The following is a 25645-nucleotide window of genomic DNA, read 5'->3' as shown; positions in this document are numbered from 1 at the left end:
TGCACCGATGAGCGATAGAAGCGCGGAACAGACAGTGGCTGGAAATCCGGGCAGTTCGATGCTGTCCTTCCGGATCGCACTGTCGGCGGCAATTGTCCTCGTGCTGCTGGCTCTTGTTCCGCTGGCGGCCGGCCGGGTAGGTTCAGCTCCCGCGGCATCGGTAACCCCACCGGCTCCGTCCAGCGGGATTAACCACGTCTTTGTGATCAATCTGGAGAACAAGGGCTACAGCCGGGTCTGGGGATCGGATTCCGGCGCCCCATATCTTTCCCAAACACTCCGCAGCCAGGGCGTGCTGCTGTCGTCCTACTATTCGATCGCCCACAGTTCGTTGCCTAATTACATCGCGCAGATTTCGGGCCAGGCCCCCAACACCCGAACGCTCAAGGACTGCGCCGTATATTCCAAATTCGCCGACACCGGCACCGTGCCGCCCGGTCAATGGGTCGGCACCGGATGCGTCTACCCCGCAGCCGTTCCCACCGTGGCCGACCAGCTGACCTCAGCTGGGAAGACCTGGAAGGGGTACATGGAGGATATGAAAACCCCCTGCCGGCACCCCGAGCTGGGTGCGGCGGACGACACGAAGAAGGCCGTGGTGGGGGACCAATATGCCGCCCGCCATAACCCTTTCGTCTATTTCGCCGGGATCACGGGATCACCGCAATGTGCCGCCAACGTTGTTGATCTCGATGCACTGACCGGCGATCTGGCCTCCGCCGCGACAACCCCCAACCTGTCCTATATCACGCCGAACCTGTGCAGCGACGGCCACGACAAACCGTGCGTGGATGGCCGCGCCGGCGGTCTCCAGGCCATTGACACCTGGCTCAAACAGTGGGTTCCCCGGATCACCGACTCCCCCGCGTTCCGACAGGACGGTGTCCTGGTCATAACCTTTGACGAATCCGATGAAAAGGACATCGTGGATCCGGATGCCTATACCTGCTGCACGGCCAGTTCGACGCCGGTCGCCACCGTGCCCGGCGGCATCGGCGGCGGCCTGGTGGGCGCGCTGGTGCTCTCACCGCACATCAAGGGTGGCACCACCTCGGACACGGTCTATAACCACTACGGCCTGCTGGCCAGCATAGAAGACATTTTCTCGCTCCCCTACCTCGGTTATGCAGGAGCTTTTGGACAACACCGGTTCGGCACTGACGTCTACAATTCGGTACCCTGACGGTCCCCCATGCACCGCGACGGACGAAGCGCAAGGCAGCGCAAGGCAGCGCAAGGCAGCGTCAGCAGCGCAAGGCAGCGCTGCCAGCACAACGGGCTGACGCCAGCGTTGCACTGCCTGCCGTGCAGGTAATCGGGTCAGCGCATGAGCGTCCGCGCCGCAGCAAGAACGTCCATCAGGTCCTGCTGCGAGATCCAGGAGGAGGGCCAGCCGCCATTGTGCACGGCAAGCGTCCAGGCACGCTCGGTCACCACCAGCGCGTACACGGCGGCGAGATCGCCCTCCGCCGACTTCGGTACGCCGGCGGCCCGCAGGTACAGCTCCGAATCCTCGAGCGAACGCGCCAGGTTTCCTGCCACCGTGCCGGTTCCTGCTTCCCTGCGGACACTGATCGCCCAATGCAGAGCGTCGAGTCCCGCGATGGCATCCGGCTCCGCCGATTCCCAGTCCCAGCACCACAATTGTCCCCCGGGTTCGCGTGCGGCATTCCACGGCACCAGGTCGCCGTGCCAGCGGCGGGTGATGGGAAGGGCGGCGTCCCTGGCCAGAACCATACGCTCGGTCTGTGCGGCCGCTGCCCGCAGCGCCTGCTCCGCACCGTCGGGAAGAGCTCTCAGGCGTTGACTCAGCGCGCGGAAGTGACCGGTCGACGATACGGTCCCAATGCGCTCCACCGGGGTGAGCGCAAACATCTCCGCCGGCGTAGGTCGGCCGACGTTTCCGCGGACCGCTCTGACGTTCTCCGGCAGCGGTTCGGTGATCAGGTACGGAAATCCGTCCCACTTTCCGGTACCCAGAAGTCGGGGAACTCGGGTCGGGCCGGAAGCGGTCGCCAACGCTGTCAGGGCGGCTTCCTCCGTCTGGATGTACTCGCGGCTTGTCTCATTCCACGCCAGCTTCGCGTAACCGGCCGGCCGGCCGTCGCCGTCGAAAAGCTGCAACGTCGGCTTGCGGTTGTCGCCAAGCCGGATCCCTATGGCCGCGGACAGCGGACCCAGTTCCAGGCAGGAGGTGATTTCCTCCAACGGCAGGCAAGCTTCTGCCCGTGGTGATCCGGCCACCACGGGCCTTTGAACGGAAAGCGTGTGCAACGCCGGCGGCAGCCCCGCTCTGGCGACCAGGCCCAAGGCGTTCCGTGCCCACCGGACCTTCGGTGGCCGCAGCGCGCGATAGCTCCTCAGTGCTGCCGCTGTGACCCGGGGATTGCGGCGCGGTATCAGCAGGCGTGCCTTCGCGGGCGACGGCAGGACCCAATACGTCTCCGCATCCGCCCATTGGCTGTTCGGCGCCGCATCGACGACGACGCGCGCCTGCCCGGTCCGGACGGGTGTGGACCACAGCTGTTCCACCAGGCAATCCAGCGGTGTTCCGCCGGCGCCTGTGATAATCCGTTCCGTGCCTTGCATTTTCTGCATTTTTTTCTCCTGCCGGATCGGCGGCCTTGTGTTGCGGGTGGCTGACTCCGTGGCCGGGACCAAACTTCGGCGGCGCTGTTACGGAGCGGGGATTGAGCTGTTCAGCCGAAGCCGGCCGTAAGCGGGCGGTCCGTCGGCCAGGTAGCGACGGGCCAGCCTGCGGGGTTCGTGCACCAGCCGCCAGACCCACTCGAGACCGTGGCCGCTGACCCATTGGGGGGCCCGCGCCACACGACCGGCGAGAAAATCAACCGCGGCGCCGAAGGCCAGCAGGACGCGGGCGCCTGTCAGGGCCCCGTACTGGCTGATCCACACTTCCTGCCGCGGCTTTCCTAATCCGACCACCAGGATGTCCACCCCCGCGTGCGAAATCTCCTCGGCGAAACGCCGACAGGCCTGCGGATCGGAGAGCTCGGAACGGGCAGGCGCCCACCATCCGGCGACCACCAAATCGGGGCGGATAGCCGCGAGTTTGCCTTTGAGGAGTTCATGGGTTTCCTCGGTCCCGCCCAGAAATCCAACCCGAAGGCCCCGCGTGGCCGCCCGATCCAGCAGCGGTTCGATGAGGTCGCTGCCGGCCAGTCGGGGCCAGTTCTGCCCCGTCATCCGTTTGGCCTGCGCGACCAGCGGCGCGCCGTCCAGGAGACTGAGCCACTGGACCGCCGGCTGGTCGGCCGGTACGGCACTGGCGCGGGTCCCTCGGTCTCCGGTTCCCAGGTTGAGCGTGCCGCCGGCACCGAAGTGCTTGATGTGGTCCAGATTGACGGAGACGACCGCCATCGGCAGAGGGCCCGGAACAGCAGCCCGGTCGGACACCATGTCCACGGCGGCGTCAAAGGACATCAGGTCCACTTCCGCGCCGCCGAGAATGACGCGGGATGTGGATATTGCTTTCACCATGGTGCTGCCCCCTGCTTCGATATGGTGCCAAATTCGAGCGTGTACAAACTTAGGGAGTGTCCCCTAGGCGTGCACGATCATGCCGGCACCGACGGTGTTGTTGGTGTGTTCGTCGATCAGGACGAAACCGCCCGTTTCACGGTTGCGCCGGTACTCATCGGTCAGCAATGGTGTCGTGGTGCGAAGCCGTACCCGCCCGATGGAATTGAGCTTGAGCTCCGCACAGGATTCGTTGCGGTGCAGCGTATTCACATCAAGCTCGTACTGGACCGATTTCACCAGGGCCCGGGTGTTGCGGGTGGTGTGTTTGAGGGCAAGTTTTTGACCGGGCCGCATGGGTTCATCACTCATCCAAGCCACCATCGCGTCGATGTCCTGGGTGATTCTGGGTTGGTTATTCGGGCGGCAGATCATGTCGCCGCGGGAAATGTCAATGTCGTCTTCCAACCGGACCGTGACGGACATCGGCGCAAACGCCTCGTCCACCGGGCCATCAGCGGTTTCAATGGAGCTGATCCGGCTCGGCAGCCCGCTGGGCAGGACGATGACTTCGTCTCCCGTGCGCATCACTCCGCCGGCGATTTTCCCGGCGTATCCGCGGTAATCATGAAATTGGCTGGAATGCGGCCGGATCACATGCTGGACGGGAAAGCGCCCGTCCACCAGGTTCCGGTCACTGGCGATGTACACGTTTTCCAGGTGATTGAGCAGCGAGGCGCCCTCATACCAGGGCATGTTCTCCGAGCGGTCCACGACGTTGTCGCCGTGCAGCGCAGATACCGGAATAACCGTCAGATCTGCTATCTGCAGCTTGGCCGCAAATTCGGTGAATTCCCGCCGGATGTTCTCATATACTTCCCGGGAGTACCCCACCAGATCCATTTTGTTGACGGCCAGCACGAGGTGCGGGACCTGCAGCAGTGAGACCAGGAAGGCATGGCGGCGGCTTTGCTCCACCAGTCCCTTGCGGGCGTCAACCAGCACGATGGCCAGATCTGCGGTGGACGCACCCGTCACCATGTTGCGCGTGTATTGGATGTGGCCCGGGGTGTCGGCGATGATGAACTTGCGTGCGGGCGTGGCGAAATATCTGTAGGCAACATCGATGGTGATGCCCTGCTCCCGTTCGGCCCGGAGCCCATCGGTGAGCAGCGACAGTTCCGTGTATTCGGACCCCATCTCGCGGCTGGCACGCTCCACGCCCTCAAGCTGATCTGTGAATATGGATTTGGAATCATAGAGCAGACGACCGATAAGGGTGCTCTTGCCGTCGTCGACCGACCCCGCTGTCGCAAATCTGAGCAGATCCATTAGAAGTAGCCTTCTTTCTTTCGGTCTTCCATCGCTGCTTCGCTGACCCGGTCGTCTCCGCGGGTTGCGCCGCGTTCGGTGATGCGGGTGGAGGCAACTTCGTCAAGGACTTTCTCAACGGTGTCCGCCTGGGAGCGGACGGCTGCCGTCAGCGTGGCGTCGCCGACGGTGCGGTATCGGACCGACTCCATGAAGGTCGGCTCCGCGGCCATCGGCCGACAGAATTCGTTGGCGGCGAACAACATGCCATTGCGTTCGAACACCTCGCGTTCGTGGGCGTAATAGATGGACGGCACCTCGACGCCCTCTGCCGCGATGTACTCCCAGATGTCCAGCTCGGTCCAATTGGACAGCGGAAAGACGCGGATGCTCTCCCCCACATGCACTCGTGCGTTGAACAGATTCCACAGTTCCGGCCGTTGTTTTTTTGGATCCCACTGGCCGAACTCGTCCCGGAAAGAGAATATGCGTTCCTTGGCCCGCGCCTTTTCCTCATCCCGGCGCGCCCCGCCCAACAGTGCATTGAATCCGTACTTTTCCGCCGTTTCCAGCAGCACCGGCGTCTGCGTACGGTTGCGGGTTCCGTTGGGCTCTTCCTTGACCGTCCCCCGGTCAATGGCATCCTGGACGGACCCCACCACCAGGTTCAGCGAATACTGCGCTACGATCTTGTCGCGGAAATCCAGCACCTCCGGGAAATTATGTCCAGTGTCCACGTGCAGGATGGCCATTGGCACGGCCGCCGGGGCGAACGCCTTCCTGGCCAGGTGCAGCATGACCAGGGAGTCCTTGCCGCCGGAGAACATCAGGGCCGGCCGCTCAATTTCGGCAACAACTTCCCGGATAATATAGATCGCTTCTGATTCCAATACCTCGAGCTGCGACAAAATCCGCCTGGGGCTCTCCATCACGTCACTCACCTGCGTTTCCTTTCGACCGGCTACTGGTCAGCCTGGTCTCGTCGATGAGCCGAAGCAGCGCCCCGCTCAGTTCCGGTCTGCACACCAGCAGATCGGGTAAATAGGGATTTGGTTGGTTGTAGCGCAATGGCGACCCGTCGATCCGGCTGGCATGCAGTCCGGCACCCCGGGCCACCGCGACAGGCGCCGCCGAATCCCATTCGTACTGGCCGCCGTCGTGCAGGTAAATATCCACTTCGCCGCTCGCCACTGCGCAGACCTTGTATCCTGCCGATCCCATCGGAATCAGCTGGGCGCCGATTTGTCCGGCCACCTGGGCCGCGAGTTCGGGCGCACGGCTGCGTGAAACCGCCATCCGCAACGGCGCATGCGGTGCGGACACCTGGCCTTGCCGCGCGGAGCTGCAGACCATGTCCAGTCGCGGCAATGCCACCGCCCCGGTGACCAGCTCGCCCGCTGACCAGAGCGCCACATGGACGGCCCAGTCCCCCCGTCCTTCGGAGAATTCCCGCGTTCCGTCCAACGGGTCGATGATCCACACCCGGTCGGCGTTCAGCCTCGCCGGGTTGTCTGTTGCTTCCTCCGAGAGCACCATGTCCCCGGGCCGCGCCTGCTGGAGCGCTTTTCTCAGATATTCCTGCGAGCGCTTGTCACCCACCACTCCCAGTGGTGTCTTACCGTCGTGCGGCTCCCGGCGCTGCAGCGCGAGGAGTGCCTTTCCCGCACCTTCTGCAAGCTCACAGGCCAGATCGTCGTCGGACAATTTTGCGCTGCGAACGGTGTCCCGCTTGAGTAATAACATGTTCCCCCCTGGTTTTCGGTGCTGCGGTTAGTAGGCGCCAACAGGATTCTTGAGCATCCTTGCGGTGCGCCAGAGAATAATGAGATCGCCGGTGAGAGACCAGTTTTCGACGTAATACAGGTCCAGACGGACGCTGTCCTGCCAGTTCAGAGCGGAGCGGCCGTTGATCTGCCACATACCCGTTAGGCCCGGTTTGATGTACAGGCGGCGGTGGACCCGATCCTTGTATCCGTCAACCTCGCGCTGCAGAGGTGGCCTGGGGCCGACCAAGCTCATGTCCCCGCGCAGTACGTTCCAGAGCTGGGGAAGTTCGTCCAGCGAATACCTTCGCAGCCATTCGCCGGTGGTCGTCACGCGCGGGTCGTCCTTCATCTTGAAGAGGAGTCCGGCGCCCTCATTGCGCCCGAGCAGCCCGGCCAGTTCCTCCTCCGCCGTCACGACCATGGATCGGAATTTGAACATCACGAACTTCTCCCCGGCCCGGCCGATCCGTTCCTGGCGGAAAAGCACCGGTCCCGGACTGTCAAGGCGGATCAGCACGGCGAGGACCAGAAAAAGCGGAGCGAGAACCAGCAAGGCGCAGCCGGAGAGAACAACATCCAGCAGGCGCTTGACCACATGTTTTGCCCCCGCGTACTGCGGAAGTTCCACGTGCATTAGCGGCAGTCCCTCCACCGGGCGGGAGTGGATACGGGGTCCGGCCACGTTGGTCAGTCCGGTGGCCAGGACAAGTTCGGTTCTGGATTCTTCGAGCCGCCAGCCCAGTTTCTGGATGTAATCACTGCCGCCCTTCAGCGGGCCGGCCACGATGACGGCGTCCGCTTCGAAACGGCGGACGGCGTCCACCACCGAGTCAATGGTGGACACGACGGGTACGGCGGTGGGGCCGACGACGACGCTCAGCCGCGGGTCACTGCCGGGCAGGGCCGCGCCCACGACATGATAGGCGGCCCCGGATTTCTTCTGAATCTGGTTGATGACGTAGCGGACGTCCTTGTGGCGGCCCAACACTATGACGCGGGAAAGATAGTGGCCGAAGGCGCGTTGCCGCATCAGCCAGTTCCGCAGCGCCCAGCGCGAAGCTATCAGCCCGCCCACGCCCAGCGGGACGGCCAGGGCGAAGTAGCCTCTGGCAATGTCAATCTTAAAAACCAGGAACGTGATGGCCAGCAGACCAAGCAGTGTGGTCGTAGCGCTGATGACCCGCTTGTATTCGTCCGAACCGATCCCCACCACACGTGCGTCCCGGCTGCCGTAAATGCCCAGCGCCAGCATCCAGGCCGCTGCTATCCCCAAGGAGAGGAATCCGTATCCGATTCCGAACTGGCCCACGCTGACGTCCGGGTTTCCGAACCCGAATCGGCCAATCTGCGCTCCGATGGCAACGGTGGTCAGTACCGTGGCGTCACTGATGCACAGCCGCAAGTGATACCTTGTGGCCCACTGCTCACCCGAACGGACGGTGGCGGCTCCTGCCCGGGACCGCACCGACCGGCTGGCGGGGTAGTAGCGTGCCGGCGCCGCGAGATCAAGCCCAAGGCCGAATGCACCCGAGTCCTCCAGGGGACTCATGCGGTGCGCCGGGAGCCGGTGCTGCTAAAAGGGGAGGCCGACGACGGCTGGGGGGAAGTCTTGGTCTCAGAAGACTCCACCGCCATCGGCCCCGAATGGGGGGCCCGCAGATTGGTGTGCGGGCGGAGCTGCGGTGCAGCTGAAGGGACAAGCATGATGAAGGTTGAAGGTAAGCACATAATTCGAGACCTGCTTCGTACCCGGTAGTTGATTGAGTGAATACCTCAACGCTATGGGCGTCGATCGCCCCGCACACGAGTAGCGCCTACGCGTCTTCTCAGCCGGGCCTACGTGGTCTTGCGCTGGGGTACTTTGTATCGCTCCCCGCTGGAGCAGGAGACTACTTGGTGCCGTGACGGACTACTCCTCCACCGCATATCACTACCCATGTGCACGCGCGCGGAGCAATGGCAAAATCTCCACTTATGGACTTAATGGTGGTATTCGCAGCCTTTGGCGTGGCTATAGTGGTCGGCTTGACCGGCATGGGCGGCGGGGCGTTGATGACTCCCGTCCTGGTGCTGATCTTCGGCGTTCCTCCGTTGGCCGCCGTATCCAGCGACCTGGTGGCAAGCGCCGTCATGAAGCCGATCGGTTCCGTTGTCCATTTGCGCCGTAAGACGGTCAATCTTGACCTGGTCAAATGGCTGGCTCTGGGCTCGGTGCCCGCTGCGTTTTGCGGGGTGCTGGTACTCAAGGCGCTCGGTCCCGGTGAAGCGGTCCAGGAAGGGGTCAAACTGGCCCTTGGCGTCGCGCTGCTGCTGGCCGCCGTGCTGCTGGTGGTGCGCTCTTTCCTGCGGCTGGTGGAACGGGCCCGCAGTCGGAACGGACAGGGGTCTACGCCACCCCAGGACCGCCCTTCGGTGCTGGCCCGGCCGTTGCCGACGGTGCTGCTTGGCGCCATTGGCGGCCTCGTCGTCGGAATGACGTCGGTAGGCTCGGGCTCCATCATCATCATTGGGCTGATGATGATTTATCCCGGGCTTAAGGCCAGCCAGCTGGTGGGCACGGACCTGGTCCAGGCCGTACCTCTGGTGGCCGCTGCCGCGTTGAGCCACTCCGTCTTTGGTGACCTGGATCTGGCCCTCACCCTGCCCTTGGTTCTGGGGAGCATCCCGGGCGTCTATCTGGGAGCGCAACTGTCCAGCCGGCTCTCCGGCGGATTCGTGCGGCGCGCCTTGGCCTTTGTCCTGCTCGCCTCCGCACTGAAAATGCTGGGATTGGGCAATGTCCCGACCGCAATTATTCTAGGCGCCGCCCTCATGGTGGCACCGGTGCTGTGGATGTATATCCGCAGATTCAACGGTCTGCCGGCACTGGCGGTCACCGAGAGCCGCCAACGCCGCAGCGCGGCCGTCAACGCAGACCATGCCTTACAAACCGGGAGATCAAATTGACCAGCTGGACCAGTCCCGACCCAACACCTGTTCATGCCCTGGATGGACCCGCACTAGACGAGTTGGAGCTCCTGCTCGGTGGGTTATTCGCGCCGGCGCATGGCTATTGCCTGCCGGGACAGGCGCCACCTTCCTGGCCTGACAACTTCACCTTGGCGGTGCCCGTCGGGCTGGGCGAAACGGCAAGGATCCACGGAGCGCTAGTCCTCTCCGATCCGGATGGAACACCCTTGGCCCGGCTCATTATCAGCGACTCCACCCACCTGTCCACCACGGTAATGAACCTCGCCGGCGAGCTGGTCCCCTTACGCCCGGCCGAGCACCCGCCGGCCAGAGGATTGCGGCTGACCCGGCCGCTGCCAAAACCGGCGGGGCGCAGGACACTTCTCGCCGCCTTTTCTGGTCAACCGCGGGCGGCGCAGATGGCCATGACGGCTGCAACAGCGAGGAGGGAAGAGGCGGACATTTGGTTCGTCGCCGTTTGTGGACCCCAGCCACATGGCCGCTACACGGTAACGGGTCTGATGACCACGCTTGAACAATGTGCTGCCCAGCTTCCGGATTCCTCGGTCGGACTGGTGATTATGCCTACCTCCGTGGATGCGATGGACCGGCACGACCGTCTCCTGCGCGGGCATGTTCTGGCGAATCTGGGCGCGGACGTGCTGCTGGACTTCACGGAACTGGCGGAAACGCCGGACCGCGTCCCGGCGCAGCAAGCTGGTGTCCCTGGCATGGGTGCCGTGGTCTTCCTGACCGGGCTCTCCGGTTCGGGGAAATCGACCATCGCACGCGCGCTGGCCGGCCACCTGCAGCACAGCGACAGGCGGCCCGTGACGTTGCTGGACGGAGACGATGTCCGCCGGCTCCTGTCCTCCGGGCTGGGGTTCAGCAAAGAAGACAGGGAGATCAATATCCGGCGCGTTGGCTGGGTTGCCTCACTCATCGCCCGGTCCGGGGGGATCGCCGTCTGTGCGCCGATCGCCCCGTTTGATGCCACCCGTCAGGAGGTCCGCGCCATGGCTGCGGGTGCAGGGACGTTCCTGCTGGTGCACGTCTCCACTCCGCTGCAGGTATGTGAACAACGGGACCGTAAGGGCCTGTACGCCCGGGCGCGGGCCGGCAACCTGCCCGACTTCACCGGAATCGATTCACCGTACGAAATACCCGAGGATGCGGACGTCGTCATCGATACCTGGTGCACGGGCGTCCAGGAGGCCGCGGAGCAGATCGTGGACGCACTGGCCGCGCGTGCAATACCGGAGCGCTCGACACCTGAGCGATCAATGCAGGAGCCATGCCCCGCAGTCGCCGATAGCAGGCTCGACGGTGCCAGGCTCACCGTAGCCCGCTGACGCCGTCGCCCCCTCGTTACCTCCGCATTGATGACGCACTTGGCGCCCATGTCCCCGAGGGACATGGGCGCCAAATGTGATATCGACGGGAACAGGGCTCAGGTTGCGGATTCTTCCACGCGTGCCGTGCTCCTGCGGCCAGGGCTCACGGTCTGCCCCTGTCAGGCGAAGGTGTCTTTGAGTTCAGCCCTTGACGTGACCTGGAGCTTGCCGTAAATCTGATACAAGTGGCCTTCCACGGTGCGCACAGAAATGTGCATTTTGGCCGCGATGGCCCGGTTGCTGACTCCCGCCGCAGCCCAGGCCGCGACCTCCTGCTCCCGCGCGGTCAAAGCCTCCCCGTCCTCGCTGGACCGCTTGACGCCACCGAGCTTCTCCAGACTCCCGCGGATGAACTGCTGGGCCACCCTCATCATGTTGCGGTCCGCGGCATCGGCGGCAAATTTCAGCGCGGCGCGGGCGGCGTCACGGGCGAACAGGTCGTCCCCGCTGCCCGAGGCGGCTTCCGCCACGGCGGTCAGTACGCCGGCGTCCATGCTCAGCAGTCCAGTGCCGTAGTCCTGACATTGCTGCGCAAACGGTCCGTGGATGCCCGATGCCACATCGACCAGCCGCTGTGCACCGGTGGTGCTGCCAAGACGAACGGCCGCATTGACGAACAGCAGTTCGGCGGACGATGCCTGGCACCGGCGCTCCTGATCGGCAAGGCTGAACAGCCTCACGATGGCCTTTTCTTTGGAGGCCAGCTCCGCCGAGGCCAGTATTTGGAAATACGCACACCCGCTCGCCAGCATCCGCGACGTCCGGCCTCTCGGTGGTTTGCCGCTGTTCAGGCACTCCAATGCCCGGTCATTGTCTCCTTGCAAGGCGTAGGCATACGCTGCCGCGGCACTCGCAAGCGCCGAAGTCCCGTCCGGATCCAGCTGCCGGAGCTGGCTGGCTGCCGGCAGCAGATGCTCCAGGGCCTCCTGCGTGCGGCCGCGGTAGGCGAAAAGCAGCCCGTCTCCAAGTTCGCCAAACGCCGCCGCACGGGCACCCGTAAAGGTGCAGGAGTACATAGCAACGTCGGGAACTGCCCGGACCGGGGCAGCCGTTCCGGTCAGGATGGCCAGTAGTATGGCCGAGTCCGCAACCTCCCAGCGCGACGGCAGGACGTCATACCCGGCAGACCGCGCGCCCACCTCATGAGCCAGCTTGACCGCTTCCGTCTGGCGCCCGGTAAGGGTCTGAATTTCGCACAGCAGGCTTCCCGCATGACGTCTTTGGTCCCTGCTGCGCCCTGACGCGTGGATTCTGGCCAATTCCGCCGCAAATTCGACGTAGCGGCCGCCATAAATCCCCAGTTCTGCCCGCGCCAGGATCAGCTCCTCCTTAAAATTCGCCAGCTTGTCCGGGTCCAATCCCTCACTCCCGCTGCACCGGTTCAGCCGCGCCCCCACCGCATCGAGGATTGCCTGCGGATCCGGTTGTTGTGTTTCCGAAGACCTGACAAGCCTGGAACGCATGAGCTGAATCTCCACCCACTGCGCCAGCGGCATGTGATCCGAGAGCAGGCCCTGGCTGAACAGGACGGAACGGGCCGATTCAATCTCGCCCAATGCCATCAGCGCGCGGGCCTCCTCCGCGACCGCCTCCAACCGCTGCGCCGGGTCCCGCAGGACGGCAACAAAGTTCAGCGCGGTTTCCGGGTTGCCGGAGCAATTGGCCAGCCGGGCCGCGCGCAACGCCAACTCTGGGGCAAGGGCCAGGCCGCAACTCAAAGCCCACGCTGCCATGGACAATTCTTCGGACTCTGTCACAACCGTCTTGACCAGTATCGCGGCCACCGTGTGATGGAGGTCCCTGCTTCTTCCGATCGCCACCTGGCTGCGGAGGATGTGGACGATCAGCCGGTTGGAGAGTCTGACCCGGGACGGCTCGCCCCGGGTGATGTCCAGATATCCGCGCTGCTCAAGTGAGTTGATGGCCAATGGATCACAGACGCCCAGCAGCCGGTCGAGAGTCAGGCCGCCGGAAAGCGCCAGAACGTCCATGACCAGACATTCCTGCTGTGAAAGCGAGTTAAGCGAAGTCATCACGGTGTCCGCGACCGTGGTGCTGTATTCGAACGGCTTACCGGTGAGGACCCAGATGCCATCCTGCTGCACGACCGTTTTGGAGGCTATCTGTTCCGGCAGGATGACTTCCGCGAAACGCGGATTTCCTCCGCTTGCTTCCCACAGCGCCTCGGACAGGGCTCGGGAGACCTTGGCATCGAGTGCGGCGACCAGCCACTGCGCCATTTCGTATTCACTGAAGGGCTGTACTTCCACCCTGCGCACCAGACCATCCTTCCACAGCCCGACGATGCCGCCGGGAGCCGTGGCCAGGTCCTCGCAGGCGGCCAACAAATGCACGGTTCCGTTGGCGGTCAGCTGACTGACGACCAGGGCCGTCAGCTCGTCAAGGTACTGCGCGTTATCGACACACAGGATGATGTCGCGCCCATGGGCCCTGGTCCGCAGCAGCTTGGTGAGTCCCCGCAGGACAGCCAATGGGTTTCCCACCACGTCTTCGTCAAGATCGTTAAGCAGTGAGCTGAACGCCCCGTACGGCATTTCGGAGGCCATCGAGCTGCCTCGCACCTGCACTATGTAAGCGTTCTCGCCCAACTGCGCGGCTGCTTTTCTGGTCAGAAACGTCTTACCGGCGCCGTACTCCCCGACGAGAATAACCCCGCACCTGGTGCTGCCGGTCAGAACCGTCACGATGTCGTCGACGAGCAGTTGCCGACAGTAGGAGGAGTTTTCGATCTTCTGCCGGATAATCCTAAATACGGAATCCTGTGAAATGGATTTGCCCGCGCCGGCAATACCTGAGTGCAACATGTTTGAGACCTTCATATCCAGTTGGGGGTGCTGCTAAACCAAACTTACGAAAGTCCCGCCTCCATGGCACGAGTAGAAAGTACTCCATTTCCCAGTATTTTCACAGGCGGCCCGGAACAGGTGTACTCAGTACTCTGTAGGATGCCTGCTTTTAGGGACCAAGTAGTCACGGCGCAACGGAGCAGGCAGACGGTAGCGGTCATCATCCGGGCCGCCATGGCGTGATGACAACCCTTTGAGTACAGGCAGCGCAGCGACATTGAACGGCGCGTTACGGGACCGGACCGGACCGCGAACGGGACCGGACAGCGAAGGGCACGGCGAAGGTCACGCCCGTGCAGGGCGTCCAACAGGGAAGGGGTCTGGTCAGTGAAGGGCGTTTGGCGACGTCAGCCCGACCACGAAGCCCAGCTCCTGGCGCCCGGCAATGCCGAGCTTGGCATAGCTGCGGTACAGATGGCCCTCGACGGTACGCACGGACGAGTGCAGGTGATCGGCTATTTGCCGATCCGTCAGCCCCTCGAGCGCCAGTGAGGTAATGGCCCGTTCCCGGGGCGTCAGGATTTTTTGGATGTTCAAGGCTTCCGGAGACTGAGCCAGCGGCTGCCCCAGTTCATTGGAGCAGCCGTTCCGCCCTGCCTCCGCCCAGGCGGCGTTCCGGATGTCTCCATCCCGTTTTGACAGGCGGGCCGCCACGCCAAAACATTCCGCGGCCAAAGGCGTCAGCGCTACGGCGCGCAGCGTTTCTGCCGCACGGATGAAAGCTGCAGCGCCGCCGTCGTCAAGTGCCTCCCCATATGCCAGCAGCGCGGCGGCCCAGGGACCTTCGCAGTCCGCTGCGACCGAAAGGAAGCGCGGCAGCCGGGATCTGTCATTAAGGCTGATGCACAGGAAGAGCGCCTGCAGCTCCACCGCCTTGGTTGCGTCATCGGAGAGCAGATCGGCCACGTCATGAAGCTCGTCAAGCCCGGTTCCGTCCTTGGCGCAATATTCCTTGCCTGCCGCCATAAAGGCGTCCGCGTACCAGCGCGTCAACTTTGGACCGCCGTGTCCGGCCACCTCGAATTCGGCCAGCAGCTGACGGGCGGCAGCTACCTGCCCCAGTGCAGCGGAAGCAAAGAATGCCATCGCTACGCACAGCTGGAAGAGCTGCTGGGGATCGTTGTTGCGGACGGCTTCCACCCCTGCCAGCACCACGTCCAGGGCCTGGGCGTACCGCTGCTGCCGAAGCAGGAGAAAGCACCGGGCAACGTAGAATCCGCCCCCGAAGGGGATCAGCCCACGGCCGGAGTCCACGACAAACCGTTCCAGGGCCGCGTCCACGCCTTTCCAGTCGCCGGCGTCGAGCAGGCACAGAACCAGCCGCAGGGAAATGAATTCAGCGAAGAAAAAGACCTGTTCAGACCCGCCTTGGAAGAGGCCGCTGGCCTGCTCCAGCTTGACGCGTGCCTGGAGGGGCAGTCCGCGGGCGCACAGCCACTCCGCGCGCATAACCAGGATGAAAACCTTGGTTTCCGTCGTCCGCAGGTGCGCCTGCGAATGGTGCTCCAATACCTGAAGCTTGTCTCCGAGGGCGCTGAAGTCTCCCGCGGCGGACAGCGCCATTAGTTCGTGCAGGGCGCTGTGGTCCTCGATCTCCCGCAGAATCAGCACCGACTCATCCTGGTTGGCCGCCGCGACCCTTTTCCCCGCGGCCCGCAGCCGTTGAGCATCCCGCAGGAATTCCTCCGCCGGGTGCTGCAATGCGGAACGGGTGCTGCCCCACAGCAGGCTTCCATCGACCAGATCCTCCAAGGTGGATCCCGTCGCAAAGCCCGGCTCCAGCAAGGCGGCGGCCGCGCTGTAATCGCCCCGGTTATAGTGCGCCCTGGCCATAATGACCTGTGCCCGCAGCTGATATCCCGGCCCTGTCACCTGTGCGGCCGCCCGCTGGGCCAGATCATTGTCGAAAAGCTGACTGGCGAGGGTAGCCGCCCGGATCAGCAACCGATCTGGAACCGCCAGACCGCAATCGAGTGCCCAACTGACCCGCCGCAGCAAGCCTTCCGTATCCTCAGGTTCCTCTGCGAGCTCGGTGAGTAATTGTGCTCGGAGAACCAGGCTTCGCGGCACCGACACCAGGGTGCGGATGGCTTCCCCGTAGAGTGGATGCCAAAGCCGCAGGACACGGACAGCATCCCCCGTGATGGTGATGAGCTGGTGCTCCACCAGAGCTGCGACCGCCGCCGCGCCACTGATGGCCACCACTGCCTGCTGGTCTACGGGCTCAGCCAACGCGACCAGCTGCAGGGCCTCGCGCTCGGCGTCGGAAAGGCGCAGAAAACGGCGTCGCATGACGTCCTTGAGCGCGCTGCCGCGTGGCAGATCGCCTGCAAAAAGCCAAACACCGCGCTGGAGCATCAGGCTGCCCGATTCGCGGGACTCGTCGAGAAGAACCTGCACCAACATCGGGTTTCCCTGCGAACTCCGCCACAGAATATCGCTGCTGCTCGCCGCCACAACGTCCCCGAGAACCGTCTGGCACATCTGGTTGACCTGGTCCCGGCTCAGCGGCGGCAGTTCAAACCGCTCGGCGATTCCGTCGTACCAAAGTCTGGCCAAGTCCTGCGGCGGCCCCGGCTGTTGCCGCGAGGTGATCAGGACCTTGGCCCAGCCGGCAGTGGCCAGCTCAGCAATGACCGTGGCGCTCCCTTCATCGAGGTGGTCGGCGTCATCGACAACGAGCAACAGGGGGTGTGACTTGAGGTGGTGGGATTGTTCCAGCCGCGTCCACATTGCCCGCAGAATGGTCACCGGCGAATTGCCTTCTTCGATCTGCAGATCAGTCAAAAATGGTGCCAGGACGCCGAATGGAACCTTGGCCAGCGATGAGCTGGCATGGACGTTCATAACGGACATTTCCTGCTGCAGCAGCTCTGCCACCCTGCGGCTGGTCACCGACTTTCCAAAACCGGAATCGCCGATAAAAAAGACGCCGCCCATGCCTGGTGACCGGATGGCATTGATCGCGCCCTCAATAATATGTTCCCTGCCAATGAGCGTCCTCCCGCCAAGCTCCTTGGTGCCGATCATCCGGGATTCCTGTCACAACGGTTTGCCGTGCTGCGCCCGATACGGTTACAGGCGCCCAACCAGTTCGCCCCTCGTCTTGACATTCAGTTTGGCAAAGATCTGATAAAGGTGTCCCTCAACGGTACGGATGGAGACGTCCAGGGCCAGCGCAATGTCCTTATTGGATGCTCCCCCGCCAGCCAGCAGCCCGATCTCGCGTTCCCGACCCGTCAGCGCGAGCGAACCGTCGGTGTGGACAACCGGACGCATGGGCAAGATGGCCTTGATGGTGTCCAAGCGGTGCTGGGCGGCCCTGACCGTGGCCCGGTCGCCGCGCTGACGAGCAAGCTCCACTGCGTGCGCCGTGAATTTTGCCTCCGCCGAATCCAGCCGGAGGCTTTGGGCCAGGTCCGCGGCCTTAAGGAAGGGCCGGGGGTCCTTCGCGCGGTTACCGGCCACGAAGAGCGTTCCGATGTCGGCCAGCGTTCCCTGCCGGCGGTTTGCGGTCTCTTCGATCAGCCGCTCCACTTCCTCGCTGCCGGCAACCGAGGCTCCCATCAGGGCAATACCTGCAGACACGACGAGCCCCCGGGCTATATCCACTTGGGCACTCCTGATCAGCGTGGCCGCGGCATTCGGATCTCCGGTCCAGAGCCTGGCCATCAGGGCACAGTTTTCGGCAAGCGAGCGCGCCAGCCAGGAGTACGGTCCCGTGCAAGTGCCCATACGGGCGAGATACTTCAGCACGCTCGGCCTGTCGCCGAGCTGGGCGTAGGCATATGCCGTCGCCGCGTACGCGAGGTATAGATGATCGTTCCCGGACCTGAGTTCCAATTGCGCCACAGCGCCCAGCAGCGGTTCCAGCGCCTCGTTAGCGCGGCCTGCGTACGCCCACGCCAGTCCCTTAAACAGTTCTGCCTGACCGCCCCGATATTGCAGCTTCGCGGCGGGCCCGGACATGACCCCGGCAAGCATACGCACGCATTCCTCCCATCGGCCCAAAAAGAACCGGCACAGGAATTCGCGCCGGCCGAGCCGGTCGCGACGAAACGGCGGGCAATCGAGTGTCCCGATCAGTGAAGAGACTTCTCCGATCAGGGCAATAGCGTCAAGTTCCCGCCCGGTGAGGGCCCAGGCCTCCGCGAGCAGGCTGCCCGCGGAAAGCCGGTACTCCAAATCCGTTGAGTCCGAGCGGTAGATCTCTTCGAGCCTTGCAGCAATGTCGGCATAGTCGCCGAGGAAGACCGCCACCTCGAATTCCACCATTTCCAGCCGATGGGCGCCCCGTTCCAACTCCTCCAGCAGCCGGGCATCGGCCCCCGTCCGCCAAGCCGCCATTCTTGCCTTGGCCGCCTGCAGGACTGCCAAGACCTCGACCGTGCCCCCGCTCCCCGGCATCAGCGCATCACAGAGTGCGACAATGTAGCTCACGTATTCCGCGGGGCGCAACGCATCCAATTGCCAGCTTGAAACATCCCGGAGCTCGCGCACGGCCGAATTCGCGTCGGAGAGCAGCAGGTGGCCGGCGGCTTTGACTTCCTGGCCCGCCACCCACAGGGGATCCAGCCGAGGGATATTTGCGGCTGTGCGTAAGGCAAACTGTGGGTTGTAAAGCTGGACGGCCAGCCGGGCCGCGGCCAATGCCGTGTCCGGCTCCAGGGCAGCTCCGCAGTCCTGCGTCCACGCCGCATGGGCCAGAAGGTCATCCACATTCATCGCGGACATGTCTGGTTTGAGCTCACGGACAATCCTGGCGTGTAACTCGCGGCTCCGGGCGGCCGGGACCCATCTGCGGACAATGTCAGCAACATAATGGTCCCGCAGCGCGACCCATTGCTGCGTCGCGCCCTCGATGTTGATCAGCCCGTCATCCTCCATCCAGGAAAGCTCGGCGGCGCCAAACATATCCATGGCAACATCGAGCGGCAGCCGGCGCGCCAACGCCAGGACTTCAATAACCTCTCGGGTTGCTTCATCGGCGCGGGCCCACGTTGCCTTGAAAAGGTCCTCCACATTGCCACCAAAGGTGGGCATTTCCTTCAGCACCCAGGTTTCTCCGCGCAGCACCAGATTTCCGGTGCGCTGTTGTTCCGAGGTGAGCGCAGACAGGACGCGCGAATTACCCCGCGACAGCGAATACAGCACCGCAGCCGCACCGGAACCGACGTAGTGGCCCAGAGTTCCGTGCAGAATCGTCTTGGTCTGCTGGAGCGTGAAAGGGTCAAGATCGAGTTGGACAAGTTGGCCGGTATCCAGGAAATAGAGCAGGTCCGGCGGGACCAGGCTGGCGTCGGTGGCCAAAACTATGAGGCGAACGGTTCCCGAGGCCACGAGATGAAGAATGACGGCTGTGCTCATCTCGTCCATGAACTGAACGTTGTCGAGGACCAGGTAAACGGGCTTGCCCCCGGCATCCTCGCGGATGGCTGCTGCGATTCCTTGAATGACGCACATCGGGTCGTCCAAGGCCTTCGGCGGAACCCGCGCCAGCATGAAGCCCAAATATCCATACGGAATATTCTTCGTGGATTGCTCGCCGCGGAAGTACACGGGGTGGTTATTGGTGGACTGGCCCAGACAAGCACGAGCGAACGCCGACTTCCCCACGCCTGCCTCGCCCGTGACAAGTACTCCCAGAATGTCGGGGTCCGCCAGGAATTGGCGCAGCGCGGCAATCTCGGCATCGCGCGCTGACCCCACCGCCCTGGCGCGTTCATCGCCTGCGGACCATATAGTCCTGACATGTTCGATGGCGTCCGGACGTCCCGGGAGTAAACCCGTTGCTCCCCGATCCCCGGACACGGAAATTTCTGCCCGCAACCTCATTCAAATATCCCCCCACTGCTAAAGAACCCCACGGGACCGCCACGACACCGCGCTTGTTCGAACACTACCCCGGCGGACCACCAGTAACCATAGAATGCGGCTAACTCGGCGAAACTAAACAACTTATCACGAAACGTGACAACTTTGTCAACTACGAAGACAATTTTTTGCCTAGCGAATAGATGATTTTACGTTTGGCTGCGTCAAGCTTCGCGTACGGCTCCGTGGAACTTCTGCTGCGCCTCCAGCAGACCGGCGGAAATCAGAAGCTCGGCGGCATCTGCGGCATCGTGGATCAGGAATGGAAGGTCCTTGGCCTCAGTTGAGGAGAAGTCCTTCAGGACATGGGTTGCGGCGTCCGCGCGGCCCGGCGGCCGCCCAACGCCCACCCGCACGCGGTAGTAGTCTTTCGTACCCAAGGCTTTGGACATGTCGCGCAACCCGTTGTGGCCGCCCTCGCCTCCGCCGATCTTTAGTTTGATCGTGTCAAAGGGAATGTCAATTTCGTCGTGGACGGCGATGACATGTTCTGCGTCCAAGTCAAAGAACTTTGCCAGCGCGGCGGCCGGTCCACCGGAGAGATTCATGAACGTCAAGGATTTGGCCAATACCAGTTTCGGACTGCCGATGCCGAGCCTGCCCTCGGCCACCAATGCGCGTGCCTTGTGGGTGCGGAATCCGGAACCCGTCCGCCGGGCCAGTTCCTCCACGACAAGATAGCCGATATTGTGCCGGTTACGGCTGTAGCCGGGCCCGGGATTCCCGAGCCCGACTACAAGCCAGGTATTACTCATGTGGATCTACCGGCCGGGTTATTACTCGGCAGCAGGAGCATCCGCGGCGGGAGCCTCAGTCTCTTCGCCCAGATCCTGCTCTTCCGGCTCGGAGATATTCACGATCAGCAGTTCCGGATCGGCCAGCAGGACGGAGCCGGCAGGCAAGACGAGGTCGGCGGCGTAGATGTGCGCACCGACTTCGCGACCGGCAATGTCAACCTCGACGTGCTTGGGCAGGTTGGTGGCTTCCGCCTCCAGGGAGATGGTGACTTCCTCCTGGTTGGTGACGGCGCCCGGGGCGACTTCACCGATCAGGACGACGGGAACGTCAACGATGACCTTTTCGCCCTTGCGGACTGTCAGCAGGTCGATGTGCTCGATGATCTGCAGCAGCGGGTCGCGCTGGATGTCCTTGACCAGGGCCAAGTGCACGTCGCCCTGGATGTCCAGGGTCAGCAGGGCGTTGGCACCGCGGACAGCGCGGGTGGTCTGGCGTTCCGGGAGGGCAATGTGGATCGGCGCAGCACCATGGCCGTAAATAACCGCCGGGATCTGGTTGGCACGGCGCGCACGGCGGGCGGAACCCTTGCCGAATTCGGTGCGGACGACGGCGGCAAGCTTCTGCTCGTCCTTCTTGACAGCTTTCTCAGCCATGAGTGACTCCTTCATTTCGTTTTTCGTTGATCAGCGGGGCCCCGGCAGGAAACCGAGGGCCGGAACTGAGGCCTAAACCAAGCCGACACGCCAAACGCGAAGGAGTTTCAGACCCAGTCGATAACGGATCGGTGCCGCTGCGGCACCGATCCCTCGCCAAGGTATCGGGACAATCCTACCAGCCCGCTGGCCGCACCAGCGCACCTCAGATCCGGGTGTTAGACCTGACCGTCGAACAGTGAGGTGACCGACCCATCCTCGAACACTTCGCGGATGGCCCGCGCGATCAGCGGCGCGATGGAGAGTACCGTCAGCTGCGGGAAGCGCTTCTCGGCAGGGATCGGCAGCGTGTTGGTCACTACCACCTCGCGGGCGCCGCTCTCCGACAGCCGCTTTGCCGCCGGCCCTGAGAACACGCCGTGCGTCGCCGCGATGATGACATCCTTGGCACCGGCATTCTTGAGCACCTGGACCGCGCCGGAAATGGTTCCACCGGTGTCGATCATGTCGTCGATCAGCACACAGGTCCGTCCCTGTATCTGGCCTACCACCGTTTTGGACATCGCCTGGTTGGGGACCGTCAGGTCGCGGCTCTTGTGCACGAACGCCAGCGGCGCACCGCCGAGGCGCTCCGCCCACTGCTCGGCAACGCGGACGCGCCCGGTGTCCGGGGAAACCACCGTGACGTTATCCCCGCCGACGCGGGTGCGGATGTAGTCGGCCAGCAGCGGGATGGCCATGAGATGGTCCACCGGACCATCAAAAAAGCCCTGGATCTGGCTGGTGTGCAGGTCAACGCTCATGATGCGGTCGGCGCCGGCGGTCTTGTACAGGTCCGCCACCAGCCGGGCGGAAATCGGCTCACGTCCCCGGCCTTTCTTATCCTGGCGGGCATACGGGTAGAACGGCGACACCACCGTGAGGCGTTTGGCGGAGGCACGCTTAAGCGAATCAACCATGATCAGCTGTTCCATCAGCCAGTTGTTCAGCGGGGCCGGGTGCGCCTGCAGGACAAACACATCGGTGCCGCGGACGCTTTCCGCGGAGCGGACATAGATCTCGCCGTTGGCAAAATCATAGGCATCGATGGGCAGCAGCTCGGTGCCCAGCTCTTTGGCGATCTCCTGTGCCAGTTCCGGATGCGCCCGGCCGGCGGCAAGGACCAGTTTCTTCTCGCCATGTGCCGTAATTCCGCTCATACTTGTGTGCCCTCTTCTGTCGGTGCCTGGATGCTGGAGGAATCAGGGTCCGCACGGCGCGCGGAGACGGAGCCCGTGTGCCGGACGGAGTCGGAACCGGCGCGCTTGGCCAGCGTCCAGCCTTCCATGTTGCGCTGCGGGGAGACGTTGATGGCCAGGGCCCCGGCCGGCACGTCCCTGCGGATCACCGTGCCGGCCCCGCTGTAGGCGCCGTTTCCGACACTGACCGGGGCGACGAAGACGGTGTTGGAGCCGGTGCGGACGCCCGAGCCGATCACCGTGCGGTGCTTGTGTTCGCCGTCGTAGTTCGCGGTGATGTTGCCGCAGCCGATGTTCGTGTCTTCGCCGATCTCGGCGTCCCCGGCGTAGCCGAGGTGCGAGAGTTTGGAGCCGCGGCCGATGGTGACGTTTTTGGTTTCGTAGAAGGCGCCGATCTTGCCGTCCGCGCCCAAGACTGTGCCCGGCCGCAGGTACGTGAACGGGCCCACGTGTGCGTGCGCGCCGATCCTGGCGCCGCTGCCATGCGTGCGCGTCACCTCGGCGCCCTCCCCGATCTGCACATCCGTTAACGTGCTGTCGGGCCCGACGACGGCGTCCCGGGCCACCGTGCAGGAGCCGTGCAGTTGGGTGCCGGGCAGGATCGTGACGTCCTCTTCGAGAAGCACCGTCGAGTCGATCCAGGTCGTGGCCGGGTCGATGACCGTCACGCCCGCACGCATCCAGGCCTGCACTGTTCGCCGGTTGTGTTCGGCGCCTAGCGCGGCCAGCTGGACGCGGTCGTTGGCGCCCTCGACCTGCCAGCGGTCCCCGGTCACAACGGCGGCGACCCTGCCGCCGTCGTTCCTGGCAATCGAGAGAACATCCGTCAGATACATCTCACCTTGCGAGTTGTCCGCGGTGACCTGCCCGAGCGCGGCACGGAGCACGGCGGCGTCGAAGGCGTAAATGCCCGAGTTGATTTCCCGGATGTCCCGTTCCGCGGCGCCGGCGTCCTTGTGCTCGCGGATCCCCAGCACCGTACCGTCGCCGGCGCGCAGAATCCGGCCGTAGCCGCTGGCGTCGTCAAGCAACGCGGTCAGCACCGTCACCGCATTCCGGTCCGTGCTGTGCACGTCGACGAGCTCCGCCAACAGGGCAGTTGTGAGCAACGGCACATCGCCATACGTCACCACAACGGTGCCCTCGAGGCCTTCCGGCAGTGCCTCCAACGCCGACTGAACCGCCCGTCCGGTGCCCGGGACGTGGTCCTGGTCGACAATCAGCGCTTCCGGATACAGTGCCGAGATATGTTCGGCGACGAGGTCGCGTTCATGACGGACGACGGCGGCAAGGACCTTGGGGCGGAGCGCCCGGGCCGCGGCCAGGGCGTGCCCGATCAGCGAAATCCCGCCGATTTCGTGCAGAATCTTCGGTTTCCGGGACTTCATCCGGGTACCGGCACCGGCGGCGAGGATGATCACCGCGGCCGGCTGCTTTTCCGGTTCTACCGCCGGCTGCGTTTGCGGTTCTACCGCCAGCTGCGTTTCCGGTTCTACCGCCGGCTGCGTTTGCGGTTCTACCGCCCGTTGGGTGGGCGGGGAAACGGCTGCTTCGAATGCCGACGCGTCCCCAACCGCGCCTTCACTGGTATTTCGGGGGCTCACTAAGTGGCACTCCTACCCGGACTGGATCCGTCGTCAAACTGAGCAAAGGGTTAACGCAATGTTACCTTCCCGGGAAGCCGCCCTCGGTCACCCGACGCCGCGGATTCCGCTGCCAAGCGGCGCACTTCACCGAAACCGCCGAGCGAACGCGGGTATTGTCTGTTCCGCCCATAGGATTCGAACCTATACTCCACAGCTCCAAAGGCTGGGGTGCTGCCATTACACCAGGGCGGACCATGCCGGCGCCGCTGATTCCGCTGCTCCAGTCAGCCGTAGGCGTCGGGAAGCAATGCGGGCGGCCGCACGAGTATCTAGTTTGCCACGCCGGTGACCGTGCCCGCGACTCGGGATGGTGATTCATCCTAGGACCGAAGCAAATTGCGCCGACTTGCCCCCGGCGTGACGGGTGTACTTTCCCGCGTTCCGGGCAGAGGTATCAGCGCGCAGGCTTTATCGCCTCGAGCGCACGAGCGGCCCATTCGAGCATCAGTTCCGGCGTCCAGAGCGCAATACTGCCCCGGATCCGATTACTGGACGGGCCCGGACGGCGGCCATCAGTGCACGCTGGGAAACCCCGGCAGAGAACGTCCCTTCGGCAGGCCGCGTTACCGAGTTCTGAGCGGGCACTAGTGTTCCGTGTTAATGGTTTGTTTGCGTTTCATCTTGCCCAGGAGATACTCCGCTGACTTGGTCCAGGTGAATGGTTTGGCGTCCTGGTTGTAGTTCTCGATGTAGCGTTCCATGGTTTCCTCCAGCTCTTTCACGGAGCTGAATGCTCCGCGTTTGAGGCACTGGCGGGTGATGATCCCGAAGAAGATCTCCACCATGTTCAGCCAGGAACAGCTGGTCGGGGTGAAATGCAGGCTCACGCGCGGGTTTTCGGCCAGCCAGTCCTTCACGTTCTGGTGCTTATGGGTCGCATAGTTGTCGCAGATGACATGCAGCTCAACCCCGGGGTGGGCGTGGGCGACCCGGCCCAGGAAATCGACGAACTCGATGTTGGTGTGCTTTGGGTAGAAGGCGTTCGCGCTGAGTTTGCCGGTGAGAACCTCCAAGGCGGCGAACAAGGTGGTGGTGCCGTTGCGCTTGTAGTCGTGCGTCTGCTGCAGCGGGTGGGTCGGGGACAGCGGCTGGTCCGGGCCGGTGCGGGACAGTGCCTGGATTTGGGTCTTCTCATCAATGCTCACCACCACCGCGTTTTCCGGCGGGGACATGTACAGGCCCACCACGTCCCGGAGCTTGGACTCCAGGGCCGGGTCGGTGGAGAATTTAAACGTCTCGATCCGATGCGGCTGGATCTTCCAACGGCGCCAGATTCGGGCCACGGACGAAAAAGAGATTCCGTGGCGTTCGGCCATGATGCGCGCGGACCAGTGCGAGATCCCCAGCTCCGCCGGCGGGTTCCCGTCATTGGTCAGGGTGTCGGCAATCAGGGCGAGTTCGTCGATCTCCCGCTCCCGGCCCGGGCGCTGGACATCGGACAGGGCCTCGATCCCGCCCTCGGCATAGCGGTTGCGCCACTTCAAAACCGTGGGCGCCGAAAACCCGGTGATCTTCTCAATCTGGACATTCGGCATCCCGTCAGCAGCCAACAAAACCGTGCGCGCCCGCAACGCCAACGTCGCAGTGGAAGAATTCCCACGAGTCAACGCTTCCAGGGCGCCCCGGTCCCCGTCGCGCAACTGAAGTGCCTTTGCCAGATAAACCATGGATCAAGTCTGACAAACAATCAGACCCAAAGGAAACAACGACACGCTACACTAGTGACCTAGCG

17 protein-coding genes and 1 tRNA gene are annotated in these 25645 nt (G+C 63.6%); 3 read left to right on the top strand and 15 right to left on the bottom strand.

Going from position 1 to position 25645, the window contains the following annotated elements:
- The first annotated feature begins 7 nt into the window (after positions 1-7).
- A complete protein-coding gene (locus tag ACLLJI_RS04110) occupies positions 8-1183 on the top strand; it encodes an alkaline phosphatase family protein (RefSeq protein ID WP_434618241.1) in 1176 nt (391 codons plus the stop codon).
- A 137-nt stretch (positions 1184-1320) separates the two neighbouring features.
- Here ACLLJI_RS04110 and ACLLJI_RS04105 read toward each other — a convergent pair whose 3' ends face one another.
- The 6 genes from ACLLJI_RS04105 to ACLLJI_RS04080 all read right to left on the bottom strand — a co-directional run bounded on the left by ACLLJI_RS04105 (position 1321) and on the right by ACLLJI_RS04080 (position 8103).
- Positions 1321-2598, bottom strand: coding sequence for a hypothetical protein (locus tag ACLLJI_RS04105; RefSeq protein WP_434618238.1), 1278 nt, complete (start codon positions 2596-2598; stop codon positions 1321-1323).
- Between the two features lie 78 nt (positions 2599-2676).
- Positions 2677-3498, bottom strand: a complete 822-nt coding sequence (locus ACLLJI_RS04100; protein WP_434618235.1) for a WecB/TagA/CpsF family glycosyltransferase — start codon at positions 3496-3498, stop codon at positions 2677-2679.
- 63 nt (positions 3499-3561) lie between these two features.
- Positions 3562-4809 carry a sulfate adenylyltransferase subunit CysN gene (cysN, locus tag ACLLJI_RS04095; protein ID WP_434618232.1) on the bottom strand — a complete coding sequence of 416 codons (1248 nt, stop codon included), beginning with the start codon at positions 4807-4809 and terminating at the stop codon, positions 3562-3564.
- Positions 4809-5717 (bottom strand): sulfate adenylyltransferase subunit CysD, encoded by a 909-nt coding sequence (cysD, locus tag ACLLJI_RS04090; protein WP_434621177.1) that lies wholly within the window; start codon positions 5715-5717, stop codon positions 4809-4811. The genes cysN and cysD overlap by 1 nt, the downstream gene beginning before the upstream one ends.
- 4 nt (positions 5718-5721) lie before the next feature.
- Positions 5722-6531, bottom strand: a complete 810-nt coding sequence (locus ACLLJI_RS04085; protein WP_434618229.1) for a 3'(2'),5'-bisphosphate nucleotidase CysQ — start codon at positions 6529-6531, stop codon at positions 5722-5724.
- Positions 6532-6558: 27 nt separating this feature from the next.
- The gene (locus ACLLJI_RS04080) at positions 6559-8103 is read right to left on the bottom strand and encodes a sugar transferase (RefSeq protein WP_434618226.1); all 1545 of its coding nucleotides are present in this window, start codon (positions 8101-8103) and stop codon (positions 6559-6561) included.
- Between the two features lie 434 nt (positions 8104-8537).
- On the opposite strand from ACLLJI_RS04080, the gene ACLLJI_RS04075 reads away from it, so the two are divergent.
- Together ACLLJI_RS04075 and cysC are read left to right on the top strand one after the other, a co-directional pair.
- Positions 8538-9500 (top strand): sulfite exporter TauE/SafE family protein, encoded by a 963-nt coding sequence (locus tag ACLLJI_RS04075; protein WP_283559977.1) that lies wholly within the window; start codon positions 8538-8540, stop codon positions 9498-9500.
- A complete protein-coding gene (gene cysC, locus ACLLJI_RS04070; RefSeq protein ID WP_434618223.1) occupies positions 9497-10855 on the top strand; it encodes an adenylyl-sulfate kinase in 1359 nt (452 codons plus the stop codon). Before ACLLJI_RS04075 ends, cysC begins: the two co-directional genes overlap by 4 nt.
- Positions 10856-11016: 161 nt before the next feature.
- On the opposite strand, the gene ACLLJI_RS04065 is transcribed toward cysC, so the two are convergent.
- From ACLLJI_RS04065 to ACLLJI_RS04025, 9 genes are all read right to left on the bottom strand, one after another.
- The gene (locus tag ACLLJI_RS04065; RefSeq protein ID WP_434618220.1) at positions 11017-13722 is read right to left on the bottom strand and encodes a LuxR C-terminal-related transcriptional regulator; all 2706 of its coding nucleotides are present in this window, start codon (positions 13720-13722) and stop codon (positions 11017-11019) included.
- A 366-nt stretch (positions 13723-14088) separates the two neighbouring features.
- Positions 14089-16794 (bottom strand): LuxR C-terminal-related transcriptional regulator, encoded by a 2706-nt coding sequence (locus ACLLJI_RS04060; RefSeq protein WP_434618217.1) that lies wholly within the window; start codon positions 16792-16794, stop codon positions 14089-14091.
- Between the two features lie 45 nt (positions 16795-16839).
- Positions 16840-19473, bottom strand: coding sequence for an AAA family ATPase (locus tag ACLLJI_RS04055; protein WP_434618214.1), 2634 nt, complete (start codon positions 19471-19473; stop codon positions 16840-16842).
- 329 nt (positions 19474-19802) lie between these two features.
- Positions 19803-20393, bottom strand: coding sequence for an aminoacyl-tRNA hydrolase (pth, locus tag ACLLJI_RS04050; protein ID WP_434618211.1), 591 nt, complete (start codon positions 20391-20393; stop codon positions 19803-19805).
- A 21-nt stretch (positions 20394-20414) separates the two neighbouring features.
- Positions 20415-21029: a 50S ribosomal protein L25/general stress protein Ctc gene (locus tag ACLLJI_RS04045; RefSeq protein ID WP_434618208.1), complete on the bottom strand. Its 615-nt coding sequence runs from the start codon at positions 21027-21029 to the stop codon at positions 20415-20417.
- A 218-nt stretch (positions 21030-21247) separates the two neighbouring features.
- Positions 21248-22228 carry a ribose-phosphate diphosphokinase gene (locus ACLLJI_RS04040; protein WP_434618205.1) on the bottom strand — a complete coding sequence of 327 codons (981 nt, stop codon included), beginning with the start codon at positions 22226-22228 and terminating at the stop codon, positions 21248-21250.
- Positions 22225-23655: a bifunctional UDP-N-acetylglucosamine diphosphorylase/glucosamine-1-phosphate N-acetyltransferase GlmU gene (gene glmU / locus ACLLJI_RS04035; protein WP_434621174.1), complete on the bottom strand. Its 1431-nt coding sequence runs from the start codon at positions 23653-23655 to the stop codon at positions 22225-22227. The genes ACLLJI_RS04040 and glmU overlap by 4 nt, the downstream gene beginning before the upstream one ends.
- Before the next feature lie 378 nt (positions 23656-24033).
- Positions 24034-24105: transfer RNA gene (locus tag ACLLJI_RS04030), tRNA-Gln, on the bottom strand.
- Positions 24106-24497: 392 nt separating this feature from the next.
- Positions 24498-25580, bottom strand: a complete 1083-nt coding sequence (locus tag ACLLJI_RS04025; protein WP_434612124.1) for an IS630 family transposase — start codon at positions 25578-25580, stop codon at positions 24498-24500.
- Positions 25581-25645 lie beyond the last annotated feature (65 nt).

It is taken from the genome of Arthrobacter sp. A5, from assembly GCF_051131705.1.
GTDB lineage: Bacteria > Actinomycetota > Actinomycetes > Actinomycetales > Micrococcaceae > Arthrobacter_M.
The sequence above is the reverse complement of the archived record's forward strand: the minus strand, read 5'-3'. Positions and strand labels throughout refer to the sequence as shown.

Excerpts from the sequence above, each read along its gene's own strand:
- ACLLJI_RS04110 (WP_434618241.1), top strand. The coding sequence starts at position 8 with ATGAGCGATAGAAGCGCGGAACAGACAGTGGCTGGAAATCCGGGCAGT.
- ACLLJI_RS04040 (WP_434618205.1), bottom strand. The coding sequence starts at position 22,228 with ATGAGCGGAATTACGGCACATGGCGAGAAGAAACTGGTCCTTGCCGCC.
- ACLLJI_RS04100 (WP_434618235.1), bottom strand. The coding sequence starts at position 3,498 with ATGGTGAAAGCAATATCCACATCCCGCGTCATTCTCGGCGGCGCGGAA.
- ACLLJI_RS04025 (WP_434612124.1), bottom strand. The coding sequence starts at position 25,580 with ATGGTTTATCTGGCAAAGGCACTTCAGTTGCGCGACGGGGACCGGGGC.
- ACLLJI_RS04065 (WP_434618220.1), bottom strand. The coding sequence starts at position 13,722 with ATGTTGCACTCAGGTATTGCCGGCGCGGGCAAATCCATTTCACAGGAT.
- ACLLJI_RS04105 (WP_434618238.1), bottom strand. The coding sequence starts at position 2,598 with ATGCAGAAAATGCAAGGCACGGAACGGATTATCACAGGCGCCGGCGGA.
- ACLLJI_RS04080 (WP_434618226.1), bottom strand. The coding sequence starts at position 8,103 with ATGAGTCCCCTGGAGGACTCGGGTGCATTCGGCCTTGGGCTTGATCTC.
- pth (WP_434618211.1), bottom strand. The coding sequence starts at position 20,393 with ATGAGTAATACCTGGCTTGTAGTCGGGCTCGGGAATCCCGGGCCCGGC.
- ACLLJI_RS04085 (WP_434618229.1), bottom strand. The coding sequence starts at position 6,531 with ATGTTATTACTCAAGCGGGACACCGTTCGCAGCGCAAAATTGTCCGAC.
- ACLLJI_RS04045 (WP_434618208.1), bottom strand. The coding sequence starts at position 21,029 with ATGGCTGAGAAAGCTGTCAAGAAGGACGAGCAGAAGCTTGCCGCCGTC.
- glmU (WP_434621174.1), bottom strand. The coding sequence starts at position 23,655 with ATGAAGTCCCGGAAACCGAAGATTCTGCACGAAATCGGCGGGATTTCG.
- cysD (WP_434621177.1), bottom strand. The coding sequence starts at position 5,717 with ATGGAGAGCCCCAGGCGGATTTTGTCGCAGCTCGAGGTATTGGAATCA.
- ACLLJI_RS04075 (WP_283559977.1), top strand. The coding sequence starts at position 8,538 with ATGGTGGTATTCGCAGCCTTTGGCGTGGCTATAGTGGTCGGCTTGACC.
- cysN (WP_434618232.1), bottom strand. The coding sequence starts at position 4,809 with ATGGATCTGCTCAGATTTGCGACAGCGGGGTCGGTCGACGACGGCAAG.
- ACLLJI_RS04060 (WP_434618217.1), bottom strand. The coding sequence starts at position 16,794 with ATGATCGGCACCAAGGAGCTTGGCGGGAGGACGCTCATTGGCAGGGAA.